20 protein-coding genes and 1 pseudogene are annotated in these 20,579 nt (G+C 46.1%); 9 read left to right on the plus strand and 12 right to left on the minus strand.

Annotated features, from left to right (window positions below; all coding sequences use genetic code 11):
- Positions 1-96: 96 nt before the first annotated feature.
- The gene (locus BWI96_RS13360) at positions 97-534 is read left to right on the plus strand and encodes a hypothetical protein (protein WP_106637125.1); all 438 of its coding nucleotides are present in this window, start codon (positions 97-99) and stop codon (positions 532-534) included.
- A 53-nt stretch (positions 535-587) separates the two neighbouring features.
- Here the strand turns inward: BWI96_RS13360 and BWI96_RS13365 are convergent, their stop codons facing one another.
- Genes BWI96_RS13365 through BWI96_RS13375 form a run of 3 tightly spaced genes read right to left on the minus strand, consistent with a single transcriptional unit; the run spans position 588 to position 3,034 of the window.
- Positions 588-1,340, minus strand: coding sequence for a glucose 1-dehydrogenase (locus BWI96_RS13365; protein WP_106637126.1), 753 nt, complete (start codon positions 1,338-1,340; stop codon positions 588-590).
- A 50-nt stretch (positions 1,341-1,390) separates the two neighbouring features.
- Positions 1,391-1,999 carry a DUF4230 domain-containing protein gene (locus BWI96_RS13370; protein ID WP_106637127.1) on the minus strand — a complete coding sequence of 203 codons (609 nt, stop codon included), beginning with the start codon at positions 1,997-1,999 and terminating at the stop codon, positions 1,391-1,393.
- A gap of 15 nt (positions 2,000-2,014) precedes the next feature.
- Entirely contained in the window at positions 2,015-3,034 is a 1,020-nt protein-coding gene (locus BWI96_RS13375; RefSeq protein WP_106637128.1) for an acyl transferase, read from the minus strand.
- Between the two features lie 124 nt (positions 3,035-3,158).
- Here BWI96_RS13375 and BWI96_RS13380 point away from each other — a divergent pair, with 124 nt between their 5' ends.
- On the plus strand, positions 3,159-3,686 hold the full coding sequence (locus BWI96_RS13380) for a hypothetical protein (protein WP_157830364.1): 528 nt from the start codon (positions 3,159-3,161) through the stop codon (positions 3,684-3,686).
- 59 nt (positions 3,687-3,745) lie between these two features.
- On the opposite strand, the gene BWI96_RS13385 is transcribed toward BWI96_RS13380, so the two are convergent.
- On the minus strand, positions 3,746-4,987 hold the full coding sequence (locus BWI96_RS13385; protein WP_232793724.1) for a PAS domain-containing sensor histidine kinase: 1,242 nt from the start codon (positions 4,985-4,987) through the stop codon (positions 3,746-3,748).
- A gap of 303 nt (positions 4,988-5,290) precedes the next feature.
- Here BWI96_RS13385 and hemA point away from each other — a divergent pair, with 303 nt between their 5' ends.
- On the plus strand, positions 5,291-6,559 hold the full coding sequence (gene hemA, locus BWI96_RS13390; protein ID WP_106637130.1) for a glutamyl-tRNA reductase: 1,269 nt from the start codon (positions 5,291-5,293) through the stop codon (positions 6,557-6,559).
- Between the two features lie 67 nt (positions 6,560-6,626).
- Here the strand turns inward: hemA and BWI96_RS23335 are convergent, their stop codons facing one another.
- Together BWI96_RS23335 and BWI96_RS23340 are read right to left on the minus strand one after the other, a co-directional pair.
- The gene (locus BWI96_RS23335) at positions 6,627-7,103 is read right to left on the minus strand and encodes a helix-turn-helix domain-containing protein (protein WP_369804167.1); all 477 of its coding nucleotides are present in this window, start codon (positions 7,101-7,103) and stop codon (positions 6,627-6,629) included.
- On the minus strand, positions 7,100-7,489 hold the full coding sequence (locus BWI96_RS23340) for a cupin domain-containing protein (protein WP_369804168.1): 390 nt from the start codon (positions 7,487-7,489) through the stop codon (positions 7,100-7,102). The genes BWI96_RS23335 and BWI96_RS23340 overlap by 4 nt, the downstream gene beginning before the upstream one ends.
- A 162-nt stretch (positions 7,490-7,651) precedes the next feature.
- On the opposite strand from BWI96_RS23340, the gene BWI96_RS13400 reads away from it, so the two are divergent.
- The 4 genes from BWI96_RS13400 (at position 7,652) to BWI96_RS22440 (ending at position 13,494) form a co-directional block, all read left to right on the plus strand.
- A complete protein-coding gene (locus tag BWI96_RS13400) occupies positions 7,652-8,500 on the plus strand; it encodes a sugar phosphate isomerase/epimerase (protein WP_232793725.1) in 849 nt (282 codons plus the stop codon).
- Positions 8,501-8,557: 57 nt separating this feature from the next.
- Positions 8,558-9,682, plus strand: coding sequence for a Gfo/Idh/MocA family protein (locus BWI96_RS13405; RefSeq protein WP_106637132.1), 1,125 nt, complete (start codon positions 8,558-8,560; stop codon positions 9,680-9,682).
- Between the two features lie 66 nt (positions 9,683-9,748).
- On the plus strand, positions 9,749-12,958 hold the full coding sequence (locus BWI96_RS13410; protein WP_232793726.1) for a PVC-type heme-binding CxxCH protein: 3,210 nt from the start codon (positions 9,749-9,751) through the stop codon (positions 12,956-12,958).
- On the plus strand, positions 12,955-13,494 hold the full coding sequence (locus BWI96_RS22440; RefSeq protein ID WP_232793727.1) for a plastocyanin/azurin family copper-binding protein: 540 nt from the start codon (positions 12,955-12,957) through the stop codon (positions 13,492-13,494). The genes BWI96_RS13410 and BWI96_RS22440 overlap by 4 nt, the downstream gene beginning before the upstream one ends.
- A gap of 73 nt (positions 13,495-13,567) precedes the next feature.
- Here the strand turns inward: BWI96_RS22440 and BWI96_RS13415 are convergent, their stop codons facing one another.
- The 3 genes and pseudogenes from BWI96_RS13415 to BWI96_RS13425 all read right to left on the minus strand — a co-directional run bounded on the left by BWI96_RS13415 (position 13,568) and on the right by BWI96_RS13425 (position 16,116).
- A complete protein-coding gene (locus BWI96_RS13415; RefSeq protein WP_106637133.1) occupies positions 13,568-14,161 on the minus strand; it encodes a thymidine kinase in 594 nt (197 codons plus the stop codon).
- A 120-nt stretch (positions 14,162-14,281) separates the two neighbouring features.
- Positions 14,282-15,333: pseudogene (gene gmd / locus BWI96_RS13420) on the minus strand (GDP-mannose 4,6-dehydratase).
- Between the two features lie 198 nt (positions 15,334-15,531).
- Positions 15,532-16,116 (minus strand): SPOR domain-containing protein, encoded by a 585-nt coding sequence (locus tag BWI96_RS13425; protein WP_106637134.1) that lies wholly within the window; start codon positions 16,114-16,116, stop codon positions 15,532-15,534.
- A 149-nt stretch (positions 16,117-16,265) separates the two neighbouring features.
- Between BWI96_RS13425 and murB the strand changes: the two genes are divergently transcribed.
- Positions 16,266-17,282: a UDP-N-acetylmuramate dehydrogenase gene (gene murB / locus BWI96_RS13430; RefSeq protein WP_106637250.1), complete on the plus strand. Its 1,017-nt coding sequence runs from the start codon at positions 16,266-16,268 to the stop codon at positions 17,280-17,282.
- A 149-nt stretch (positions 17,283-17,431) separates the two neighbouring features.
- On the plus strand, positions 17,432-17,638 hold the full coding sequence (locus BWI96_RS13435) for a hypothetical protein (RefSeq protein WP_106637135.1): 207 nt from the start codon (positions 17,432-17,434) through the stop codon (positions 17,636-17,638).
- A 42-nt stretch (positions 17,639-17,680) separates the two neighbouring features.
- Here the strand turns inward: BWI96_RS13435 and BWI96_RS13440 are convergent, their stop codons facing one another.
- The 3 genes from BWI96_RS13440 to BWI96_RS13450 form a co-directional block, all read right to left on the minus strand.
- Complete coding sequence (locus tag BWI96_RS13440; RefSeq protein ID WP_106637136.1) at positions 17,681-18,472, minus strand: PhzF family phenazine biosynthesis protein; 792 nt, start codon at positions 18,470-18,472, stop codon at positions 17,681-17,683.
- Between the two features lie 74 nt (positions 18,473-18,546).
- Complete coding sequence (locus BWI96_RS13445) at positions 18,547-19,344, minus strand: hypothetical protein (protein WP_106637137.1); 798 nt, start codon at positions 19,342-19,344, stop codon at positions 18,547-18,549.
- Positions 19,345-19,352: 8 nt separating this feature from the next.
- Positions 19,353-20,552 carry a helix-hairpin-helix domain-containing protein gene (locus BWI96_RS13450; RefSeq protein WP_106637138.1) on the minus strand — a complete coding sequence of 400 codons (1,200 nt, stop codon included), beginning with the start codon at positions 20,550-20,552 and terminating at the stop codon, positions 19,353-19,355.
- Between the last annotated feature and the right edge of the window lie 27 nt (positions 20,553-20,579).

The raw sequence follows: 20,579 nt of genomic DNA on the forward strand, positions 1-20,579 counted from the left end.
GCAGTCATTAGAATAAATTAATAGCGGACTGACTTTAATTATTACCAGTAAATCTTAGTATCTTTCCAAAGACAATGGAATTATCCCCGCCAACTCATGAAAAATATCCTGATTACCCTGTTACTACTGACAGGCTTTCCAGCCCTTCTTCGGGCTCAGCAACCCGATAGTCTTTTACTGGCTTCGGCCAAGTCTTCTACTCTGGTCTCAAAAGACACCTCCAAGGATTTATTTGCCAAAGGAAGACAAGATGCTCAGCTGCATTATAAAAAGTACAAAGCGGCTCGCAATGCTACTTTTCTAAGCAGTGTGCTGGTTCCTTTCATTGGAATTATTCCTGCCGTGATAAGTTCAGACAAAGGCCCTAAACTAGAAAATCTGGGTTTTCCGAATGCTGATCTAATGAAGTCGCCCGATTATGCTTCGGGTTATAGGCAAAGAGCCAAACAAATCAAACAAAAGAAAATCTGGACTAGCTGGGGTTTGGCTTTCGGTATTAATGTTGCCGCTCTGGTTATTATCGCTAATCGATAGAAATAAGGCTATCACAAAAGCAGCAGGAATGGATCTCCCTGCTGCTTTTGCCTTTATACATAAATCATCTTTCGGCTCATGCCCCCATCAACGGTAAAGTTTTGACCTGTAATAAACGAATTAGCGGGATCACTTAAGAAGATAACCAGATTGGCAATATCGTCGGGGTTACCTACACGACCCGCTGGGTGCTGTTCGTGGTCGGCTTTACTGAGTTTTGCGGGTTTTTGATCCGAAGATTTTTGATAGGCCGTAACGTCAATCCATCCGGGAGAAATGCAATTTACCCGAATGTCAGGACCCAGACTGATAGCCAGAGCATGCGTCAGAGCAAAAATTCCTCCCTTCGAGGCTGAATAAGCAAAGGTGTCGGGGTCCGACTGAAAAGCCCGGGTGGAGCAGAGGTTAATAATGACTCCTTTACTTGCTTTCAGGTAAGGAGCACAAACCCTGCTACTCCAAAACGGACCCGAAAGGTTGACATTTATGCCCTGAGCCCAGTCTTCAAAACTCCAGTCTTCCAGCGGCTTATTTTCAAAAATGGCTGCATTATTTACGAGTATGTCAATGCGGCCGAAAGCTTCAACGGTTTGCTCCAGAGCTTTTTCAATGGCTTTGGGTTGAGCAATATCACAGGGTAAAGCCAGTACGTGACCGAGTTTCTCGAATTCCTTCTGGATTTCACGTAAGGCTTTTTCGTCCTGTTCCCAAATGGCTACTGAGCAACCTTTTTCGAGTAATCGCTGGCTAATGACCCGCCCAATTCCCTGAGCACCGCCGGTAATAATGGCTACTTTTCCCTGCATGATTTTCTTAAATGATCTGGAAAAGATCGCTTAAAAAAGCATACAAAGTCCTAACGGGGATCGTCAATCTGGCCCTTCATGCGGTAACGAAGTAATACTTTTTTACCGGACACTTTTTCAAGCATAGGGCGTAAAATTTTACTAGCATTCTCGCGGGTTTGTTCTAAGATCCCCTGATTAATAGCCGATTGGCTGACCTGCTCTTCGGCTTTCTTAAAGGCCTCATCAATCAGCAGGGCTTCATCGGTAAAGGCATATTCGGTGTTATACACCTTGGATTTGGAATGATCAATTTTGGCAACGCAAATTTCGGGTTCGGGCAAACGCACGATGAGTGTATCCCGCATTTCACCAATATCGGCAACGGTCATTTTAGTTAAATCCAGACAGCCAATGGCTTCGCCCTGAATGATGAGCAGAGCTTTGCCGTCGGGCAGAAACTGACGGGTAATTTTTTGATCGACGACATCTCGAAAGTTATACTTGACTAACTCCAGTTTTCCCAGCGAGGTGATTTGCTGAAGAACGACGTTGTGATTGGTAACAACTTCGGAGCGGCCCGAGGGATCAAAAAACTTGCGGGCTTTGATTTGTTCCCAGCCGTAAATGATACCGGCCACGAGTAAAACTAGGAAGAGCAAACGAAGAAGCAAACGCATAAGTCAGGGGTGGATTTATAGAACCATGAGATTACAGCCCCGAAGGTCTGAGTTATCAAAACGTCCCAACACCCGAAAAGTTTGAGGCTCCCTGCCGTAACTTCCTAAGTCTTTCGTTTCTAGAAAACTACAGGAATCAATGTTGGCCAAATCAATAATATTAATGCCGCCCGTGCTGCGGGTTTGCTGACCGGGCTGATACAGATGAAACGGATCATTCACATCCCGAAGGGTAATTTTCATACTGGCGGGTAAGTGAAACAAACCTTCGCCGAAAGAATAGCCCTGGGAGAGTAACTCCGTCATTCCGTATTCTGAATGAATCACAGGAACATGAAAAGCCTGGGTGAGAATTTCGTGTAACTGCTCGCGAAGTAACTCTTCTCTGCGGCCTTTCATGCCGCCCGTTTCCATGACAATCAACTGATTCATTCCCTCTAAAAAAGATAAATCAGCAGTTTCGGCCAGATCTAAAAGGGCGAAAGTAACTCCGATGAGCAGGACTTTTTTCTCGGGTTTCTGCCTCAAAACAGAGAGTCGTTCCAGCAATTCGTCGGTATTATGCAGGTAAAAGCCCGAATAGTCGGATTGAGTTTTAGCAATGAAATGCCGAACCATGTGGACCAGCGATGAATTCGACCGTTCCAGGTACGAGGGCAGCAGAGCCAGGATATGAAAATCCTGAAGTGGGCCGTAAAAGGCTTCGAAAATACGTTCACTCACCGCATCATAAAAATCAGGGTCCGTTACCAGATGCTGACTAGTGATCTGGCCCGTGGTGCCACTGCTGGCAAAGGTTGTTTTTACCGTTGCAGAAGTGCTTAATATGCGGTGCGATTTAAAAAACTCAATGGGTAAGTAAGGAATCTGCTCAAGCGAATGAACCTGTTCAGGCTTGATAGCTAAATGAGAAAGGTATTGCTGATAAATGGCATTCTGCCGGGCCTGAAGCCGGAAGACTTCCAGGCTCAGATCCTCAAAATGGTGGGGATTTAGCGATACTATTTTATCTTTAAGTTCTTCAGTAATAGGCATTTGTCTGTGACTTAAATAACCCTATAGGGTGAATTTTTACAAACTTACTTAATTTAGCAGGGGCTAATGTAACTTTAAGAGTGAATTGGTCGTTTATGACAGTGACTATAAGAATTAGGTTCCTATGATGCGGGTATTATTTACGTTTTTAATCCTTGGTGCGGGGCTATATCTAGCGAGTTGTACGACCGAGCCTGACTTTTCGAATGTGCCTAACTTGCTCGACGGAAGCACTACCATTAGTAAAACAACCAACACCGACCGCCTAGGTAATGCTCAGGATTCGCTGGTGATTGGCGTCAAATTTCAGGATGGAGATGGGGATTTGGGCTTATCCAGTAATATGTATCCTGATTCAGTGTTAATAAAAGAAGGGTATAATTATGAAGTAAAAACCCTCCGTCGCATTCGGGGCCAGTTTCAGGACGTAACGCAAAGCTTTGGCGTTTCCAACTCAGGTAACTTCCCCCGACTTCGTCAGGATAACAAAGTGGGACCCATTGAAGGTACGCTTTCGCGGTCTATTATGATTCCGCATTTAGCCGTTTCCCGAAACGACACCCTGAAATTTAGAATCAGAATCAAGGATCGGGCCCTCAATGTAAGTAATGAAGTAGAAACGCCTTCCGTTATTCTTCGGGTGCAGCAGTAAGCCATACAATTTATTCAATCATAAAAAAGAGAATGGCTTCACAGTCATTCTCTTTTTTGTTAGGTCTTTACGGGTAAGGTAATTCGGAAGGTAGTGCCTTTCCCCGGCTCGGAATTCTTGACGAATAACTTGCCTTTGTGATAGTTTTCGATGATGCGTTTAGCCAGCGTCAGGCCTAAACCCCAGCCACGTTTTTTGGTACTAAAACCGGGGTTAAACACTTGTTTCCAGTTGGATTTAGGAATGCCTTTGCCCGTATCACTGATGTCAATCACAATCTGACCGGGCTTTTCTGTCATTTGAATTCGCAACTCGCCTACGCCTTCCATGGCATCCACGGCATTCTTGCAGAGGTTTTCAATCACCCATTCAAAAAGATAGCGGTTGATGGGTATAAGCTTGCCCGCCGGAATTTGATTGGTAATCTGCCACTTGATTTTGGACGAAACCCGGCGTTTAAGATAGTCCACAAACTTTTCAATGTGAGTATCCAGTGGTTCTGGCGAAAGGGTAGGCATGGAGCCAATGCTGGAGAACCGGGCCGTGATGGTTTCCAGCCGCTCAACGTCTTTTTCCAGCTCTAATACATATTCCGTTTCGTAGCGATCGGGATCAGTCTTGAAGTATTCCACCCAGCCTTTCAAACCTGACAGGGGCGTACCTAACTGGTGAGCCGTTTCCTTAGCCAAGCCCACCCAGACCCGGTTTTGCTCGGAGCGGCGGGAAGAACTAAAGGCCAGGTATGCCAGGTAACCAAACACTAAAAGCCCTAGAAACATCACCAGGGGGTAATACTGAAGCTGTGTAAAAAGAAAGGAGTGGCTGAAGTAGATGTATCCCTTGCCAAAACCTCCGTCGTATTCTATTGGAGCATTATCTGTTTGGAATTCAGCGGCTTTTTGTTTTAAGAAATCATGAACTTCATCTGGATTTTCGGGTAAGATAATATTTCGGGGCGTGTACGTATTTTGATACTCAACGATAACCGGAATTTCAGTATTAACCTTTACAATGTTATCAAAGAAGAAGTTAAGATCGGTCTCGGCAGAACTGGTATAGGCATATTCCAGACTTTTGGCGTAGAGGCGTACTTCTTCAAGCTCATGAGCTTCTAGTCGGGAAATTAGGGAATTTGTATAGTAAAACCATCCGATGGAAAAGGCCATCAAAGTCAGGAGAATACCGATTTTAACCTGGTTTTTCTGCTGGTATAAATCACCCGACCGCATCCGGGCGGCTAAGTTACCCCGGCGGTTGTCGGCTGATGGTTTCAATGGAGGATTAGCAACGCTTTGTTTCATTTCTTTTCAACCAACGCCAAAGGCTTTTGGATTTATATACAGCCAATAAAATAATTCCAGCCTAAGTGATCCCATCATTTAGCAATGGCTTGACGATTGGGGCAAGCCTGAGTCTAATGCTCTGGATGAGCGGATTAGGAAATGACAAATGTCATAGATTAAGTTGAAAAGTTGCCTTAATCTTGCTCAGGAGTCAGGAAAAAGACCGATGTAGTTTTGATTCATTCTAAATAGAACAGAATGGGATTTATTACATCCGTCGGAAGGTTATCCTGACGTATTTTTGTGTTTTTAGTGAAGGAAATGACTACTACGTTTCGAGCAATCAGTTTATCGTACAAAACTGCTCCCTTGGCCATAAGAGAGCAGGTGGCACTGGATGAAAGCGAGGCCAAGACCTTTTCCCTGAAACTGAAAGAGCATTTTGGATTTCAGGACATTCTGGTGGTTTCCACGTGTAATCGTACGGAAATATATTATACGGCGTCAGCAAACTACGCCGAGTCAATTATTAAGTTATTAGCCATTGAAAAAGGTCTGGAAAAGCCCTCAGACCTGCCCAATTACTTTGTAGTACTGGACGATCAGCTTCAAGCCATTCGTCATTTGTTTGAGGTAGCTACGGGTCTTCATTCGCAGGTAGTAGGTGATCTTCAGATTCCTAACCAGGTCAAGCATTCGTACCAGTGGTCAGTGGATGTAGATGCAGCAAGTCCTTTTCTGCATCGATTGATGCATACGATTTTCTTTTCCAGCAAGCGGGTTAACCAGGAAACCAGTTTCCGGGATGGAGCTGCTTCGGTTTCGTATGCAACGGTAGATCTAATCGCTGATTTAACGCAAAACCATGCTCAGCCTCGCGTGCTGGTAGTGGGTTTGGGTGAAATTGGAACGGATGTGGTAAAGAACCTGGCCGATAAGGAATTTGCTCAGATTACGCTCGTTAACCGTACGTATGCTAAGTCGGTTAGCCTGGCGGAAGGAACCAATTTCCGGGTGGCTGACTGGGAAAACCTGGAAGCTGAAGTGCGTCAGGCGGATGTAATTGTTTCCTCTCTGCGGGTAACAACGCCGCTGTTTACCAAAGCTTTTGTAGAGAGTCTGGACATTCTGACCTTTAAGTACTTCATTGATTTATCAGTGCCTCGCAGCATTGAAGCTCAGGTAGAAGAAGTTCCGGGAGCTCTAGTGTACTCCATCGACGATATTCAGGCGAAAGCCAACGCCGCATTGCAGCGAAGACTGGAGTCTGTACCAGCCGTACACCGGATTCTGGATGAAGCCATGGCCGGATTCCAGGACTGGTCGAAAGAAATGGTGGTATCACCTACGATTCAGAAATTCAAGCAGGCTCTGGATCAGATTCGTAAAGAAGAACTGGCCCGTCAGCTTAAACACCTGACGCCTGCCGAAGCCGATAAATTTGATAAGCTCACGGCAAATATTGTGAACCGCATTCTGCGTTCACCCGCTGTGAATCTTAAAAACGCCTGCCGTCGCGGAGATGCCGACCAACTGGCGGATGTTCTGGTGGAGCTCTTTGATTTAGAGCGTCAGCCCGAACACAAATAAAGACTATACAACAACGAGTGTATTGAAACGATGTAGAGCAAGGCTTAGGCCTTGCTCTTTTTTGTTTCTATTGATACGCCTTTTGGTATTGGGCGGGCGTTAATGTAGTAATTTCCTTGAACTGCCGATTAAAGTTAGAAATGGTATTAAAGCCGCTTTCGTAACAAATCTGGGTTATGGTGAATTTCCCTTCTATTAATAATTTGCAGGCATAACCGATGCGAACTTCACTGACAAATTCAGAAAAAGTCCGGTTGGTTCTTGTTTTAAAATACCGGCAAAAGGCCGAAGGGCTCATTCCTGCTAGTGATGCCATTTCATCAAGTCTGATTTCCTGTCGAAAATGATCGAGTACGTAATCGTGTACTTTTTGCATCCGTTCGGTTTCTGATACTTTGTGCGTATTGACGTAACCCAGACTGGCAATAGGCTGGCATTCTTCGGCGTGAGCTAATTCGTCTAAGATGGCTAGTAATTGCAAAATGGCCTGAAACCCACTCGCCTGCAAAAGCTTGTGCATTCGCTCCCGAATCTGACTCTTCAACACTCCGGTAATTTCATAGCCCCGCGTAGCTCCGTAAAAAAACTTTGTAAGCCGTGCATTTCGGGCCGTTTGAAAAAGTCATTACCCAGAAAATCTTCGGTAAAGTACACCACAATTCCCTTGGTGGAAAGCCCGGAGGGGGTCTGAAAGTAGGCCGGATCACTTCGCCAGAGGTGTGGAATATTCGGCCCCAAAAAAACGGTGTCTCCTGGTTCAAAAGGCTGAATGTTATCGCCAATGAAACGAGTTCCAGTGCCTTCTTCAACCGTAAAAAGTTGGTAATGCGGATGAAAGTGCCAGTTGGGATCAAAATGAGGAGCCGTGAGTTCCTGCATGGTAAAGGAAGCCACTTGGTTTTCAATGGATTTACGCAGAGCTAATTTCATAGTGGAAAAGATTCGACGATATATTAAAAATCGACAATATTCTGTATTTTGATGCTTAATTAAGTTGATTCTGCAATATAGGTCAAAATACAGTAGGACATAGTCAATGTGGAGACAGTATTTATCATTTTTCCATTATAAAATTGCATAATGATTTACAGCATGAATCTGCTCCTGTGGGGTGGTAATCTCGATGAATCTTTTTTTCCAACGCTCGAATTAATCCAGTCTATTGGTTTCGGTGGGGTCGAAGTGCCCTTGTCTACGAGCGATCGTCAGTACTGGAAGCCCTGGGCTCGAAAACTGGATGAGCTGGGCCTTCAGCGGCAGGCCGACGTAATCTGCGGACCCGAAGCCAACCTGATCAGTGCGGATGCGGGGATGCGTAAAGCTACGCTGGAGCATTTGCTTCGCAGCGTAGATTGTGCTGTAGAACTGGGAGCTGAAAAACTCATGGGTCCTTATCATTCTGCTTTGGGCGTTTTTACGGGGCAACCTGCTACTGCAGATGAATGGAAATGGGGCGTGGAGGGCATTCAAATTCTGGCCGAATATGCCCAAAGCCAGGGGATTACTCTAGGATTGGAATACCTCAATCGTTTTGAAATGTATCTGACGAGTTGTGGATCCGAGCTAGCCCGCTTTGTCGATGAGGTGAACCATCCCAATTGTCAGATCATGTTCGATACATTTCATGCCAATATTGAAGAAAAGAACATTGGCGAAACCATTCGGCAGTTAGGAGACCGCATCACCTTCATACAGCTTTCAGAGAACGATCGTTCTACTCCTGGTAAGGGTAATGTGGATTGGAAAGGAGTATTTGCTGGCCTTCGCGACATTGATTACCAGGGCTGGTTGAGCATCGAAGCTTTCAGTCCCAAACTCAGTGTAGCGAATATCTGGCGGCAGATGTTCGATTCAGAAGAACAACTCATGCGGGATGGTCTGTCTTTCATTAAAAGTCAGTGGGAGTCGGTTCCCCAAGTAGTCAGTAACGGTCAGTTTTAACGATTTGTCTTAATTTATTAACCTTACTATTTTCAATCAGGCTTAACCTCTAATTACATGTCTTCACCCCTCAATATTGCCATTGTTGGCCTGGGATTCGGAGCCGAATTCATTCCCATTTATCAGCGTCACCCTTTAGCTAATATGTACGCCATTTGCCAGCGTACACCTGAGAAACTCAACGCCGTGGGAGATGCCTTCGGAATCGAGGTTCGTTACACGGATTTTGACGAGTTACTTAAAGATCCTAAGGTAGATGCCGTTCACATCAATTCACCCATTCCCAATCATGCCGAGCAGAGCCTGAAGGCTCTTCGGGCGGGCAAGCATGTAGCCTGTACTGTTCCGATGGCTACGAGTGTAGAAGATTGCCTGGAAATCGTAAGGGTTTCGAAAGAAACGGGCAAGAAGTACATGATGATGGAAACAGTGGTCTATAGCCGCGAATTCCTCTTTGTCAAAGACTTATACGAAAAAGGTGAACTGGGTAAAGTACAGTTTTTAAAAGCTAGCCATCAGCAGGACATGGAAGGCTGGCCAGATTACTGGCCCGGACTTCCCCCCATGCATTATGCAACCCACTGCGTAGGTCCGGTGGCTGGTTTACTGAAGTCTAGTCCTGAGTACGTTTCCTGCTTTGGTTCGGGCACGATCAGCGAAGATCTGGCGAAAATTCACAATTCGCCTTTTGCCATTGAATCAGCACACATTAAATTCAAAGACAGCGATTTAGCTGCTTATGTCTACCGTTCACTCTTTGATACTGCCCGTCAGTACCGGGAAAGTTTTGAAGTATACGGTTCGAAAAAATCTTTTGAGTGGCCGTTGATTGAAGGCGAAGAGGCCGTCATCCATACCGCTAAAAAAGAAGAACACGAAATTCCTGAGCGGGTTACTGTTCCCGATTTTGCTCATTACTTACCCGAGGAAATTCAGGCGTTCACCACCCAAGGCGTTTACGACGTAGCTGATAACACGCACCTGAGCTTTACACAAGGCAGCGGTCACGGAGGATCTCACCCACATTTAGTGCATGAATTTCTTTCGGCACTCGTGGAAAATCGCCAGCCTTTCCCAAATGCTGTACAGTCAGCCGAATGGACGAGTGTAGGCATTTTGGCCCATGAATCAGCTCTACAGGGCGGGAAGTTGATGTACTTACCCGATTTTGAGAATGCATAACGATTTAATGCTGGTAGCCGTACTCTGCGGCTACCAGTTAAGCCTGAGCATGCTAAATCCACTTAAATGATGAAAAAAATTCTGGCCGGACTAGTCGCTTTGAGTCTGTTGACGCTTACCTACTGTACGCGGCAACCCCAGACCAAGAAAGTTGAATCCAAAGGCCGACGCATCGAAATTCTTTTCCTGGGCGACAAGGGACATCACCGCCCGATTCAGATGGCTCCGTTGTTAATGGCTGGGTTGGGAGATAAGGGAATTAACCTGAGCTATACCGATAAACTGGAAGACCTTAATCCAGAGAACCTAAGCAAGTACGATGGGTTACTGGTATTTGCCAACTGGGACAGCATTCCGGCTGCCCCCGAAAAAGCCATGATTGACTTTGTTAAGAATGGCAAGGGACTCATCGCCGTGCATTGTGCTTCCTGGTGTTTTCGCAATTCGAATGTTTTCGTCAATGAAATGGTGGGTGGACAGTTCTGGAAACATGGCTGGGACACCATTCAACCCGTATGGACGAAGCCCGATCATCCGGCCATTTTTGGTGCCAAAAAGTTCAAGACGGTTGATGAAACCTACTTGCATAAAAGACTGGCGGCTGACAATGTGGTCTTAACCGAGCGGTTGATCGATGAAAAACAGGCCCAAGACAAGCCCGGACAGAAAACCGAACCTTATACGTGGGTGCGGAATTTCGGTAAAGGCCGTGTATTCTATACTGCTTATGGTCATGATGAAATTACCTGGAAACAGCCCGATTTTCATACTTTAATGGAAAAGGGCATCAAATGGGCTGTGGGGGATAAAGTCGTTGAGGAGCTTAAAAAACTTAATGTTCCCACGCTGGTATATAAGGAAGCCAAGTTGCCTAATTACGAAGGACGTCCGGGGCCTCAGTTGAAGCCTGATCCGCTTTCGCCGGAAGAGTCGATGAAATTTTTACAGGTTAATCCTGATTTTACGCTGGGATTATTCGCCCACGAACCCAACGTGCAGCACCCCATTGCTCTGAGCTGGGATGAAAAAGGCCGCATGTTTGTGATCGTAACGCTGGATTATCCCAACGAACGTAAGGAAACCGGCGGTCGGGACTACATCCTTATGCTGGAAGATACCGACAAAGATGGCAAGGCCGACAAGTTTACCAAGTTTGCTGAAGATCTGAGCATTCCCACTAGTTTAGTGGCATACGATGGCGGATTTATTGTGTCTCAGGCACCGGATATGCTCTTTTTGAAAGATACCGATGGTGATGGAAAAGCGGATGTTCGTAAGGTATTGATCAAAGGATTTGGTACGACGGATACCCATGCCGGGCCTAGTAACCTGCACTACGGCTTTGATAACTGGATTTACGGTGCCATTGGTTATGCGGGCTTTAACGGTACCGTGGGTGGCAAGAAGCATCAATTTGGTCAGGGCTTTTTCCGATTTAAGCCGGATGGTTCCGAGATGGAATACCTAACCAATACGTCGAATAACACCTGGGGATTGGCTTTTGATGAAACGGGTAACCTGTTTGGATCGACGGCTAATAACGATCACGGCTGGTACATGGCTATTCCTAACCGCTATATACTGGGCTGGGATAAACTTCGCATTCGCGGCGGTCGTAGCACGGATACACACAAGGATATGAAAGTACTTACCCGCATTCGTCAGGTAGACGTGTTTGGCGGATATACATCTGCGGCGGGTCATAACTTCTATACGGCCCGCAGCTTTCCAAAATCATACTGGAATCGCGTTGCTTTTGTAAACGAACCTACGGGGCACATCATCCACCAGAATACCCTAGAAAAAGAAGGTACTGACTTCCATGATATTAATGACTTTAATTTAGTAGCTGGAGCAGATGAATGGTTTTCGCCCGTTTTTTCCGAAGTGGGTCCCGATGGAGCGGTTTGGTTTGCCGACTGGTATAGCTTCATTATTCAGCATAATCCAACGCCCAGAGGTTTCGAAACTGGCGAAGGTAATGCCTACGTAACGGATCTTCGCGATAACTCACACGGAAGAATCTACCGCGTCGCTTACAAAAAGGCTCCTGCGTATCAGCCCCTAGCTTTATCGAAAGATCGGCCTGATGAGCTAGTAGCAGCCTTAAGTAATAACAATATGTTCTGGCGACAAACCGCTCAGCGATTACTAGTTGAACGGGGTAATAAAGACGTCGTAAGTAAGCTAATAGGATTAATTCAGAATCCATCGCTGGATGAAATCGGATCAAACCCTGGAGCGATTCATGCCCTCTGGACTTTGCACGGGCTGGGTGTTTTGGATGGGTCGAATGCGGAAGCTTTAAAAGTAGCACAGGCTGCCCTGAAACATCCGGCGGCAAGTGTTCGTAAGACGGCTGTTCAGGTATTACCAGCTTCTGCTCAAACAGCCGAAGCTCTACTGGCTGCTAATTCACTCAACGACTCCGAGCCACTAGTGGCTTTGCACACGTTATTAGCGTTTACGCAGATTCCGCTCAGCCCGGCTGTTGAAAAGGCGGTATTAGCGGCTTTGTCTAATCCTAATTTTGTTTCGGATCGCTGGATGCCGGACGCCTTTACCACCGTATTTAATGCCCGTGGTTCAGAGTTACTGAAAACGTATCTGGCCAAAGCCCCCCGTAAGTCGTCAACGACTTCTACTGCGAATGCTTCAACTGGGATGAATCATGATCATCACGGAATGAACCACGGCGAAGCTAAAAAGACGGAATCAACTGGACCTAAGGCGGATTTGGTGGTGACCCAGGTAAAGTCTTCGACGGCCATTCCTACCATACGGGAAGGGGTGACATTATCCGTAGAAGTTGAAAACCGTGGCTCTAAAGCCATTCCCGAAGGAACACCTATTACCTTGAAAATTAACGTTGCCGGGCCTAACATGACCCGGGACTGGGTAAGTTATACGTTCGTGAAAGGTCTTGCCGCTGGCGAAAAAGCCCTGATTTCAGAAGTAAATAACGGCCCCTGGGTAGGGAATATGAGCATGAACTCGGACGTTCCTGGCAATTTCACCATTGCCGTTACCGTGGATCCAGATAATAAAATTCCAGAGAATAACGAAAATAACAATGCTTATCGCCATGTGCTCAAATACCAGCCTCTGAGTAATCTGACTGGATTTGTGGTTGAAAATGCCAGCCGGGCCTATGCTGCCACGGCGACAGATGAGGAAATTCTATCTCTGGTAAGCGAGTTGAAAGAAGTTGATGACGCAGATACGAGAGCAGTACTAGCAGGTCTGAGACGCGGCTGGATCCCAAGCGAAAAATGAGTCCGGAGGCTTCTTCACAGCAATTACTGGCCAGTCTTGAAAAGGAATTTTCGACCGATAATAAGAAAAGCTTAATCCTTTGGGCAGAAGCGGCAGGTTTGAAAAAATCAGATGAGGTATCGGATGATCCGAATCTTCAGGTAATCAAGTTGAAAACGGTGACTGAAAAACTGCAATTCAATTTGAAAGAGTTTAGCGTGAAAGCTGGTCAGCCCGTAGAGATCATCATTGATAACCCCGATCAGATGCAGCATAACTTCGTGATTGGTAAACCTAAGTCATTGGAAATCATCGGCAAAGCCGCCGATGCCATGATTACTCGCCCTGATGCCGTGTATAAGAGTTACGTGCCTGAAATTCCGCAGGTAATCATTGCGACTAAGCTCATCAATCCCGACGAAAACGTCCATCTGAAGTTTGTCGCTCCCAAAGAAGCTGGTGATTATCCATTTGTATGTACCTTTCCCGGCCACTGGCGAATCATGAATGGTGTTATGCGGGTAGTGAAAGAGTCCGCATCAAATACTTCCAAATAAGGTAAATTCTTTTGCAAAAAGCCTCGGTAAGTTTTCTGCTTACCGAGGCTTTCTTGTAAAAGAACGTAAAGTTCTACTGTAACTTTTTTCCCTCCAGAAAATGCTTCCGGCATCGGGCTTCGTAGCTATCCGTTTCCCCGAGTAATACTTGTCCTGGAGTAGCTACTTTACGAAATGAGTAATTGGCCAGTTCTCCACAAACCACGCAAATGGCCTGCACTTTGGTTACATATTCTGCTACGGCCATTAAAGCGGGCATGGGTCCAAAGGGGTTACCGTCCGAGTCCATATCCAGGCCCGCAATAATAACCCGCTTGCCTCTGTTGGCTAGTTCATTGCACACTTCAACAATTTCCACATCAAAAAACTGAGCTTCGTCGATAGCTACGATGTCGCACTTACCCACTAGCTCTAAAATATCGCGGGCATAGGTAACAGGGCGGGAGCGAACGGAAGCCGAATTATGAGAAACTACGTCTTCAATGTGATAACGGGTATCAATCGCGGGTTTGAAAATTTCCACTTTTTGCCGGGCAATCAGAGCCCGGTTGATTCGGCGGATAAGTTCTTCCGTTTTCCCTGAAAACATAGAGCCGCAGACCACTTCCATCCAGCCCGCGTGTTTCTCATCACCAGCCCGCAGACCACTCGTACGTTCAATAAACATAAGCCTTAGATTCTGCCTCGGATCACCCTTGGCGTTCTTCTCAATTACCCTACAAAATAACAAAGCAGCGATGGGATCATCGCTGCTTTGAAAAAAGAGTACGGATTTTCGTACCAATTTTTACGACTCGAAATAATTGAGTGTCCGGAAACCACCCTGGTTAAGGTGAAGATCCTTTTTAAAGAGAGCTAAATCTGAAGTCATCATATCGTTTACCAGAGCGGGTAAGTCGTACTTAGGCTTCCAGCCCAGAACGGTTTTTGCCTTAGTAGGATCGCCGTGCAGTAAATCTACTTCCGTCGGACGGAAATAACGGGGATCAATGGCAACCACTTCTTTACCTATTTCTAATTGATACTCTGAATTGTGACAAGCCTTCACATATCCTTTTTCATCCACGCCTTCGCCTTTGAATTCCAGCTCAATGCCTACCTCATTGAAGGACATGCGGATAAAGTCACGCACTTTGGTAGTTACGCCCGTAGCAATAACAAAATCTTCGGCTTTATCCTGCTGAAGGATTAGCCACATGGCCTCTACATAATCCTTGGCATGACCCCAATCCCGCAGGGAATCCAGATTACCCATGTGAATTTTATCGAGCAGACCTAAGGCAATACGCGAGACGCCACGGGTAATTTTACGAGTTACGAAGGTTTCTCCACGAAGAGGAGATTCGTGATTAAAGAGAATACCGTTAACGGCAAACATATCGTAAGCTTCACGGTAGTTAACCGTAATCCAGTACCCATATAACTTAGCCACAGCATAAGGAGAGCGGGGGTAGAAAGGCGTCGTTTCCGATTGGGGAACGGCCTGAACCAAGCCGTATAACTCTGAAGTAGAAGCTTGATAAATCTTGGTTTTTTCGTCAACCCTAACAAACGTACGGCTTCCAGAATGCGAAGGGTACCTAAACCGTCTACTTGTGCGGTATACTCAGGTTCATCAAAACTCACCCGAACGTGGGACTGAGCTCCCAGGTTGTAAATTTCGTCGGGTTGAACTTCCTGAATCAGGCGAATGACGTTAGTAGAATCCGTTAAATCACCGTAATGTAAGTGAAAGCGAACATCCTGCTCATGTGGGTCCTGATACAGGTGGTCGATACGTTCAGTATTAATCAGCGAGCTGCGTCTTTTTACGCCGTGAACTTCGTATCCTTTTTCCAGTAATAATTCTGCCAAATAGGCACCATCCTGACCGGTAATGCCGGTGATAAGGGCTTTTTTCATGTGGTTGTATAAGAATAATGATTGGCCTGGCCGCTCTTTCTATACCTTTAGGGGGAATAGAAAGTTGCCTTTTGCTAATAATTATTACAAAGATACCACAATATGAAATCAAAAATGATCAATGATAAGAAAGGATTAAGGCTCATACAGCTCGTCTTTATCCGCTGCCCGATTGTCCATGATCTTTAAAGCATCCCGAAGTGTTACCCGATCTGTAATAATGGTAGCAGTTGGGTAATCATCCTTGATTTTATTGAAGTAGCGTTCTACATCCAGTCGGGTAGCAAAATCACCCACGCGGAGGCGATACGTTGGATGATTGTAGGCAATATACGTATTGAGATCAGCGAATCGCTGATAGATAAAGAGTTTGGCTGCTTCGAGCTCGTTGCGTTTGGTTCCGGTGTAGAGTTGAATTCGGTAACCTGCGATGTACTTGGCTGCTTTATTCCGCTGAGCCATCGTATCGAGGATCGTATCAAGCTTTTTATTAATATTCAGGGGCTGCGTACTGACTGGAGTCGCTGGCGTAACAGGCGTATTTTTTTCCTGGGCCGCCGTCTTTTCTATTTCCTTGACATCGCTCAGGTTATAAGTGGGGCGATACGTATTCAAATCCAGAGTGTAGGCCTTGGAAGAGCTGCTGGGCAATACTTTAGAAGCACAGCCTGACAGAGTAATCACCAACAAAAAACACAGGTACTTTACGCTTGATTTCATACGCAATCATGGATTTGCGATGGTTGGAAGAAAAAATACATCGCATTTTTGAACAGGGCTACAAATTTTCAGGTAAAATCCCAGAATTCAAACGCATTTGTGCGTCATCTTTACCAAAGTTTGCTTTCTCTTTAGTTAATAATCAGCTTATGCATATTCAGGAATATATCTCTCTAAAGCCTTATACCACGTTTGGAATTGAAGCTACGGCCCGTTACTTCGTGGAAGTCAATTCATTGGAAAGTTTACGACAAGTATTGGCAGAGCCCGCTTTCGCTGCTACCGAAAAACTGATTCTGGGTGGTGGAAGTAACGTGTTATTAACGAAAGATTTTGACGGGTTAGTCATTCGCATGGCTATTACTGGTATCAGCGTTTCGGCGGAAGACGAACTGTACACGTATGTAAGAGCCGGAGCTGGAGTGGTTTGGCACGAGTTAGTTCTGGAAAGTCTGGAAAAAGGCCTGTCAGGACTGGAAAATCTATCTCTCATTCCCGGTTCGGTAGGGGCTTCGCCCATGCAAAACATTGGAGCGTATGGCGTCGAAATCAAGGATGTGTTTCATTCGCTGGAAGCCATTGACCGTCAAACCGGTGAGCTTCGCATTTTTAGTCACCAAGAATGTCAGTTCGGATATCGGGAAAGCGTCTTTAAGCATGAACTCAAAAATCAGTTTGTTATCGTTGCGGTTACCTTCAAGCTTTCAAAAACACCACATTATCAGATTAGTTACGGAGATATTCAGAAAACGCTAGAGGCCAGGGGTGTTACCGAACTAAGTAGCAAGGCCATTAGCGAAGCAGTGATTGAAATCCGTCGCTCGAAACTGCCTGATCCGGCGGAGTTGGGTAATGCGGGGAGTTTCTTTAAGAACCCGGAAATTCCTGCGGGGCAGTACGAAGCCCTCAAAAGCCGTTTTCCCAATATACCCGGTTATCTAACTACGCCCGGACAAATCAAGGTGCCGGCGGGCTGGCTCATTGAACAGGCGGGCTGGAAAGGGTATCGGGAAGGCTCTGTGGGGGTACACGCCAAACAGGCTCTGGTACTAGTCAATTACGGTCAGGGAACGGGTCCTGAAATCAAAGCTTTATCCGAAAAGGTACAGGCTTCGGTGCTGGAAAAATACGGCATTCAGCTCTCGGCTGAGGTGAATTTCATTTAGCTTCTGATTGATAATAGTTCTTTAAGGAAAGCACTAGCAATTTATGGTATTTGGCTACCGCAGTCGCTTGGCTCTAGCCGAGTAACTGCGGTGGCTTCCCGAAACGAAGTCCGTTCGCATAACCAACAAGTTCCTTTGCTTGGCTCTGGATGGCAAGCTACTTTCCCCTAATTGGAATTTTACTCGTAGGCTTAGGCTCATTCACTCTTTTACTGGGCTATTACCGCTACCAAAGCACCAAAAAACAGCTTGATCAGGGCGAGTATTACCATTCCTCTTTACTGAATCAACTGTTAACAGCCTTGCTTTTCCTGACCATTGTCTTGTTATTAATATACGTCATTAAAACCACCTGAGCAGTAACTTTCGGTGGTTTTAAGGCATGGGGTTGGTTCGTATTAAGGTAAGAAAATCTCTCCTTTTAAATACATCACGGCTTCGCCTGACATCTCCACTCGATTGCCTAGGAGTTTCACCCATAACTCACCACCCCGCTTGGAAATTTGCCGGGCGAATAGTTCGGATTTGCCGAGTTTTTCAGCCCAGTAAGGCACTAATACCGTATGTGCCGAACCCGTTACGGGATCTTCATCTACGCCAACGGCAGGACCAAAAAATCGGCTAACGAAATCAGCTTCATCGCCTTTGGCCGTTACAATGATGCCACGGGCATTCACTGATTTCAGAGCTCTAAAATCGGGTGTTAACGCAGCTACTTCGGCTTCGCTTTTCAGCACTACCAGGTAATCATTCGTGCGGCCTTTTAGTACCTCTAGGGCTTTCCCAACTCCCAAGTATTCCAATAATCCTTCTGGCGTCGATTCGGCGTAAGGGACGTTAGCGGGGAAGTTGAGCGTGTATTTTTTCCCGTCTTTACGAACGGTCAATAAACCCGAATTCGTCTGAAAGCGGATCTCGCTTTCGCTGTATCCCAGATGATCGTAAAGGACTTTTGCCGTAGCGACTGTGGCGTGTCCGCAAAGATCAATCTCTACCAGTGGCGTAAACCACTTTAATTCATAATCCACGCTAGACTTTACGAAAAAGGCCGTTTCGGCCAGATTATTTTCAGCGGCGATGTGTAACATTTCTTCTTTACTCAGCCAGCTTTCCAGCGGAACGACAGCGGCGGGGTTGCCTTTGAAAAGTTGAGCGGTAAAGGCATCTACCTGATAAATGGGAAGAGTCATGGCTTCGATTAATAAGGTGGTAAACCACTAATTTGAGCTTTCCTGACGAGTTTATAAAATGCTTTTACATAAAATTACCATTGGTAACGCAATTGAACTTTCACATCCGTACGGTGCGGATGCGGGATCTCGTCTAAGCCTGAACCTACCGTGGGCTGATTGAATAACTGCGTTCGGGAAATCCGGCACCAGGCATCGAGGTGTTTGGAAAACGAATACCGAAACAAAGCATACGTACGAATCCCTACGTCGGCGTAGGCAGGAATGGAAAACGCCGCCAGTACATCGTCTTCGTAGACGTAGATACGGCTGTCGTAATCGTTGGTGTGGAAATAGGCCAAACGGCCTGTGAGGGTTACCTTTTTCATCTTCAGGCGAGCATCCTGAATCAACGCGAAACCCTGCGAAGGAGCATAGTTTCGGTAACTGAATCGGGCATAATAGATTCGACTATGAAGCGACCAACGGGCCGTAACATCCCGGCTGTAGCCAGCCCAGACCCCGCTTCTTTCAGTAGGGGTAACAAAAGAGGTTTTGGAAAGTCGCGAGGGAATATTCTTTTCTTTACGCTCAAAAAAAGCCTGTAGCGTCCAGGCTCTGGTTTTACTGGGACGATACGTGCCACGAAGCAGGTACCCATATCCCCGCGAAGGTTGATCAACCAAATATTTTAGGGAAGGAAAGCGGAAATAGTCCAGGTAACCACCCACCTGCCAGCGTTTATTTGGCGTGTATTTCAGTCCTGCGTATAGACCCGTTTCGTTGATGGGGCGTGAATTTTCACTGAAGGAATTACCGTAAAACGTGTGAAAATTTCGATCATAGTGCCGAAAAATTAGGCTGGCGTCCCAGCGTTTACTGAGGCTGCTCAACACACCGCTTACCAGTCCAATTCCGCCGGAAGCTGAGCGGCTATTTCTCCGAAACCGTTTAAATTTCGCCAGAGGTAACTATAATTCAGTGAAAGAAGCGTATTCGTTTTTCCCGAAAACTCGTACTGATTATAGGCCCGATTCGCTTTTTGCAGGGCTTTGTCATAAGTCGTTTGGAGATACGTAAACCCCAAACTCACCCTGCTGTTTTGCCAGCGAAGATGACCGCCATAATCCTGCGTTTGCAGACTGGCCTTATCACTGATTTCTGCGGCTGTCCGGTGCAAACCTGACGTTTGTAAACTGCTGACGGTGTATTCGTCAACCAAGTTTGCATCCCGGCAAATTCGGGAATAAAAACCTGTAAACTCCAACCGGGCACTTAGCTGAACCGTTGCCGCCAGCCCACGAAAGAAACCGTATTCTGTTGAAGAAGTATAGGGTCGAATGCCCAGTTGGCTACGACGAACGGTAAGCACAGCTTCTGAGCCTTTACCCAGATAAAACCCTCCCGCCAGCACTAACCCCTGACCGACTTGTAACTGGTAATCACCCACAGAGAGACTCTTGAGTCGGCCCCGGTTTTGTAGATGGGCCTGAAAAGAAAGATAATCCGTTCCGTAACTCCGTGTTGCCGGGTTCCAACGAAAGGGTTCTCCGGCGTCCTGCTTGGTGGTAACGCCAAGGCTAAAATTTCGGGCAGCGTACCCTTTGTACCGCATGAATAGCCGGTAAGGGCTTCCGAGGTATCGGGGGTTACCCTTGGCATCGGAGGTAAAGCCTTTGCGAAGTTCGAGGGAACGATCATACCGCAGGATTAACGTATGATTAGGGTTACCAGAAAGCCGTTGAACATCGACGTAAACAAAAGGGAGTAGGCGTTGGATGGTAACTAAATCAAAATAAGGAATGGACTGAAGTTCGTAAAGTGACACAAACGGCCCGGCCTGTTGACGGTACTGAAAGAAGTGGGTAAGCTGATGTTCGGAGAGAATATATAATCCCGTGAGTTCTTCGAGCGTGACGTCATTTAGATTGAGCGGCTGTTGATAAAGCTGATAGAGATTATCCAGCACCTCTTCGGATACATTTTCGGATTGATTCGGTAATAGTTGTTGTAAGAGGATGCCAGGATCTACCTCTGGCCGAACAGGTTCCTGAGCCCGGCTAATGCAGGGTAATAACAGAAAAACAAATAGCCATTTCATGGGTCGAAAAAATAATCGACCAATTTG

Source organism: Siphonobacter sp. SORGH_AS_0500 (assembly GCF_002838835.1).
Taxonomy (GTDB): domain Bacteria; phylum Bacteroidota; class Bacteroidia; order Cytophagales; family Spirosomataceae; genus Siphonobacter.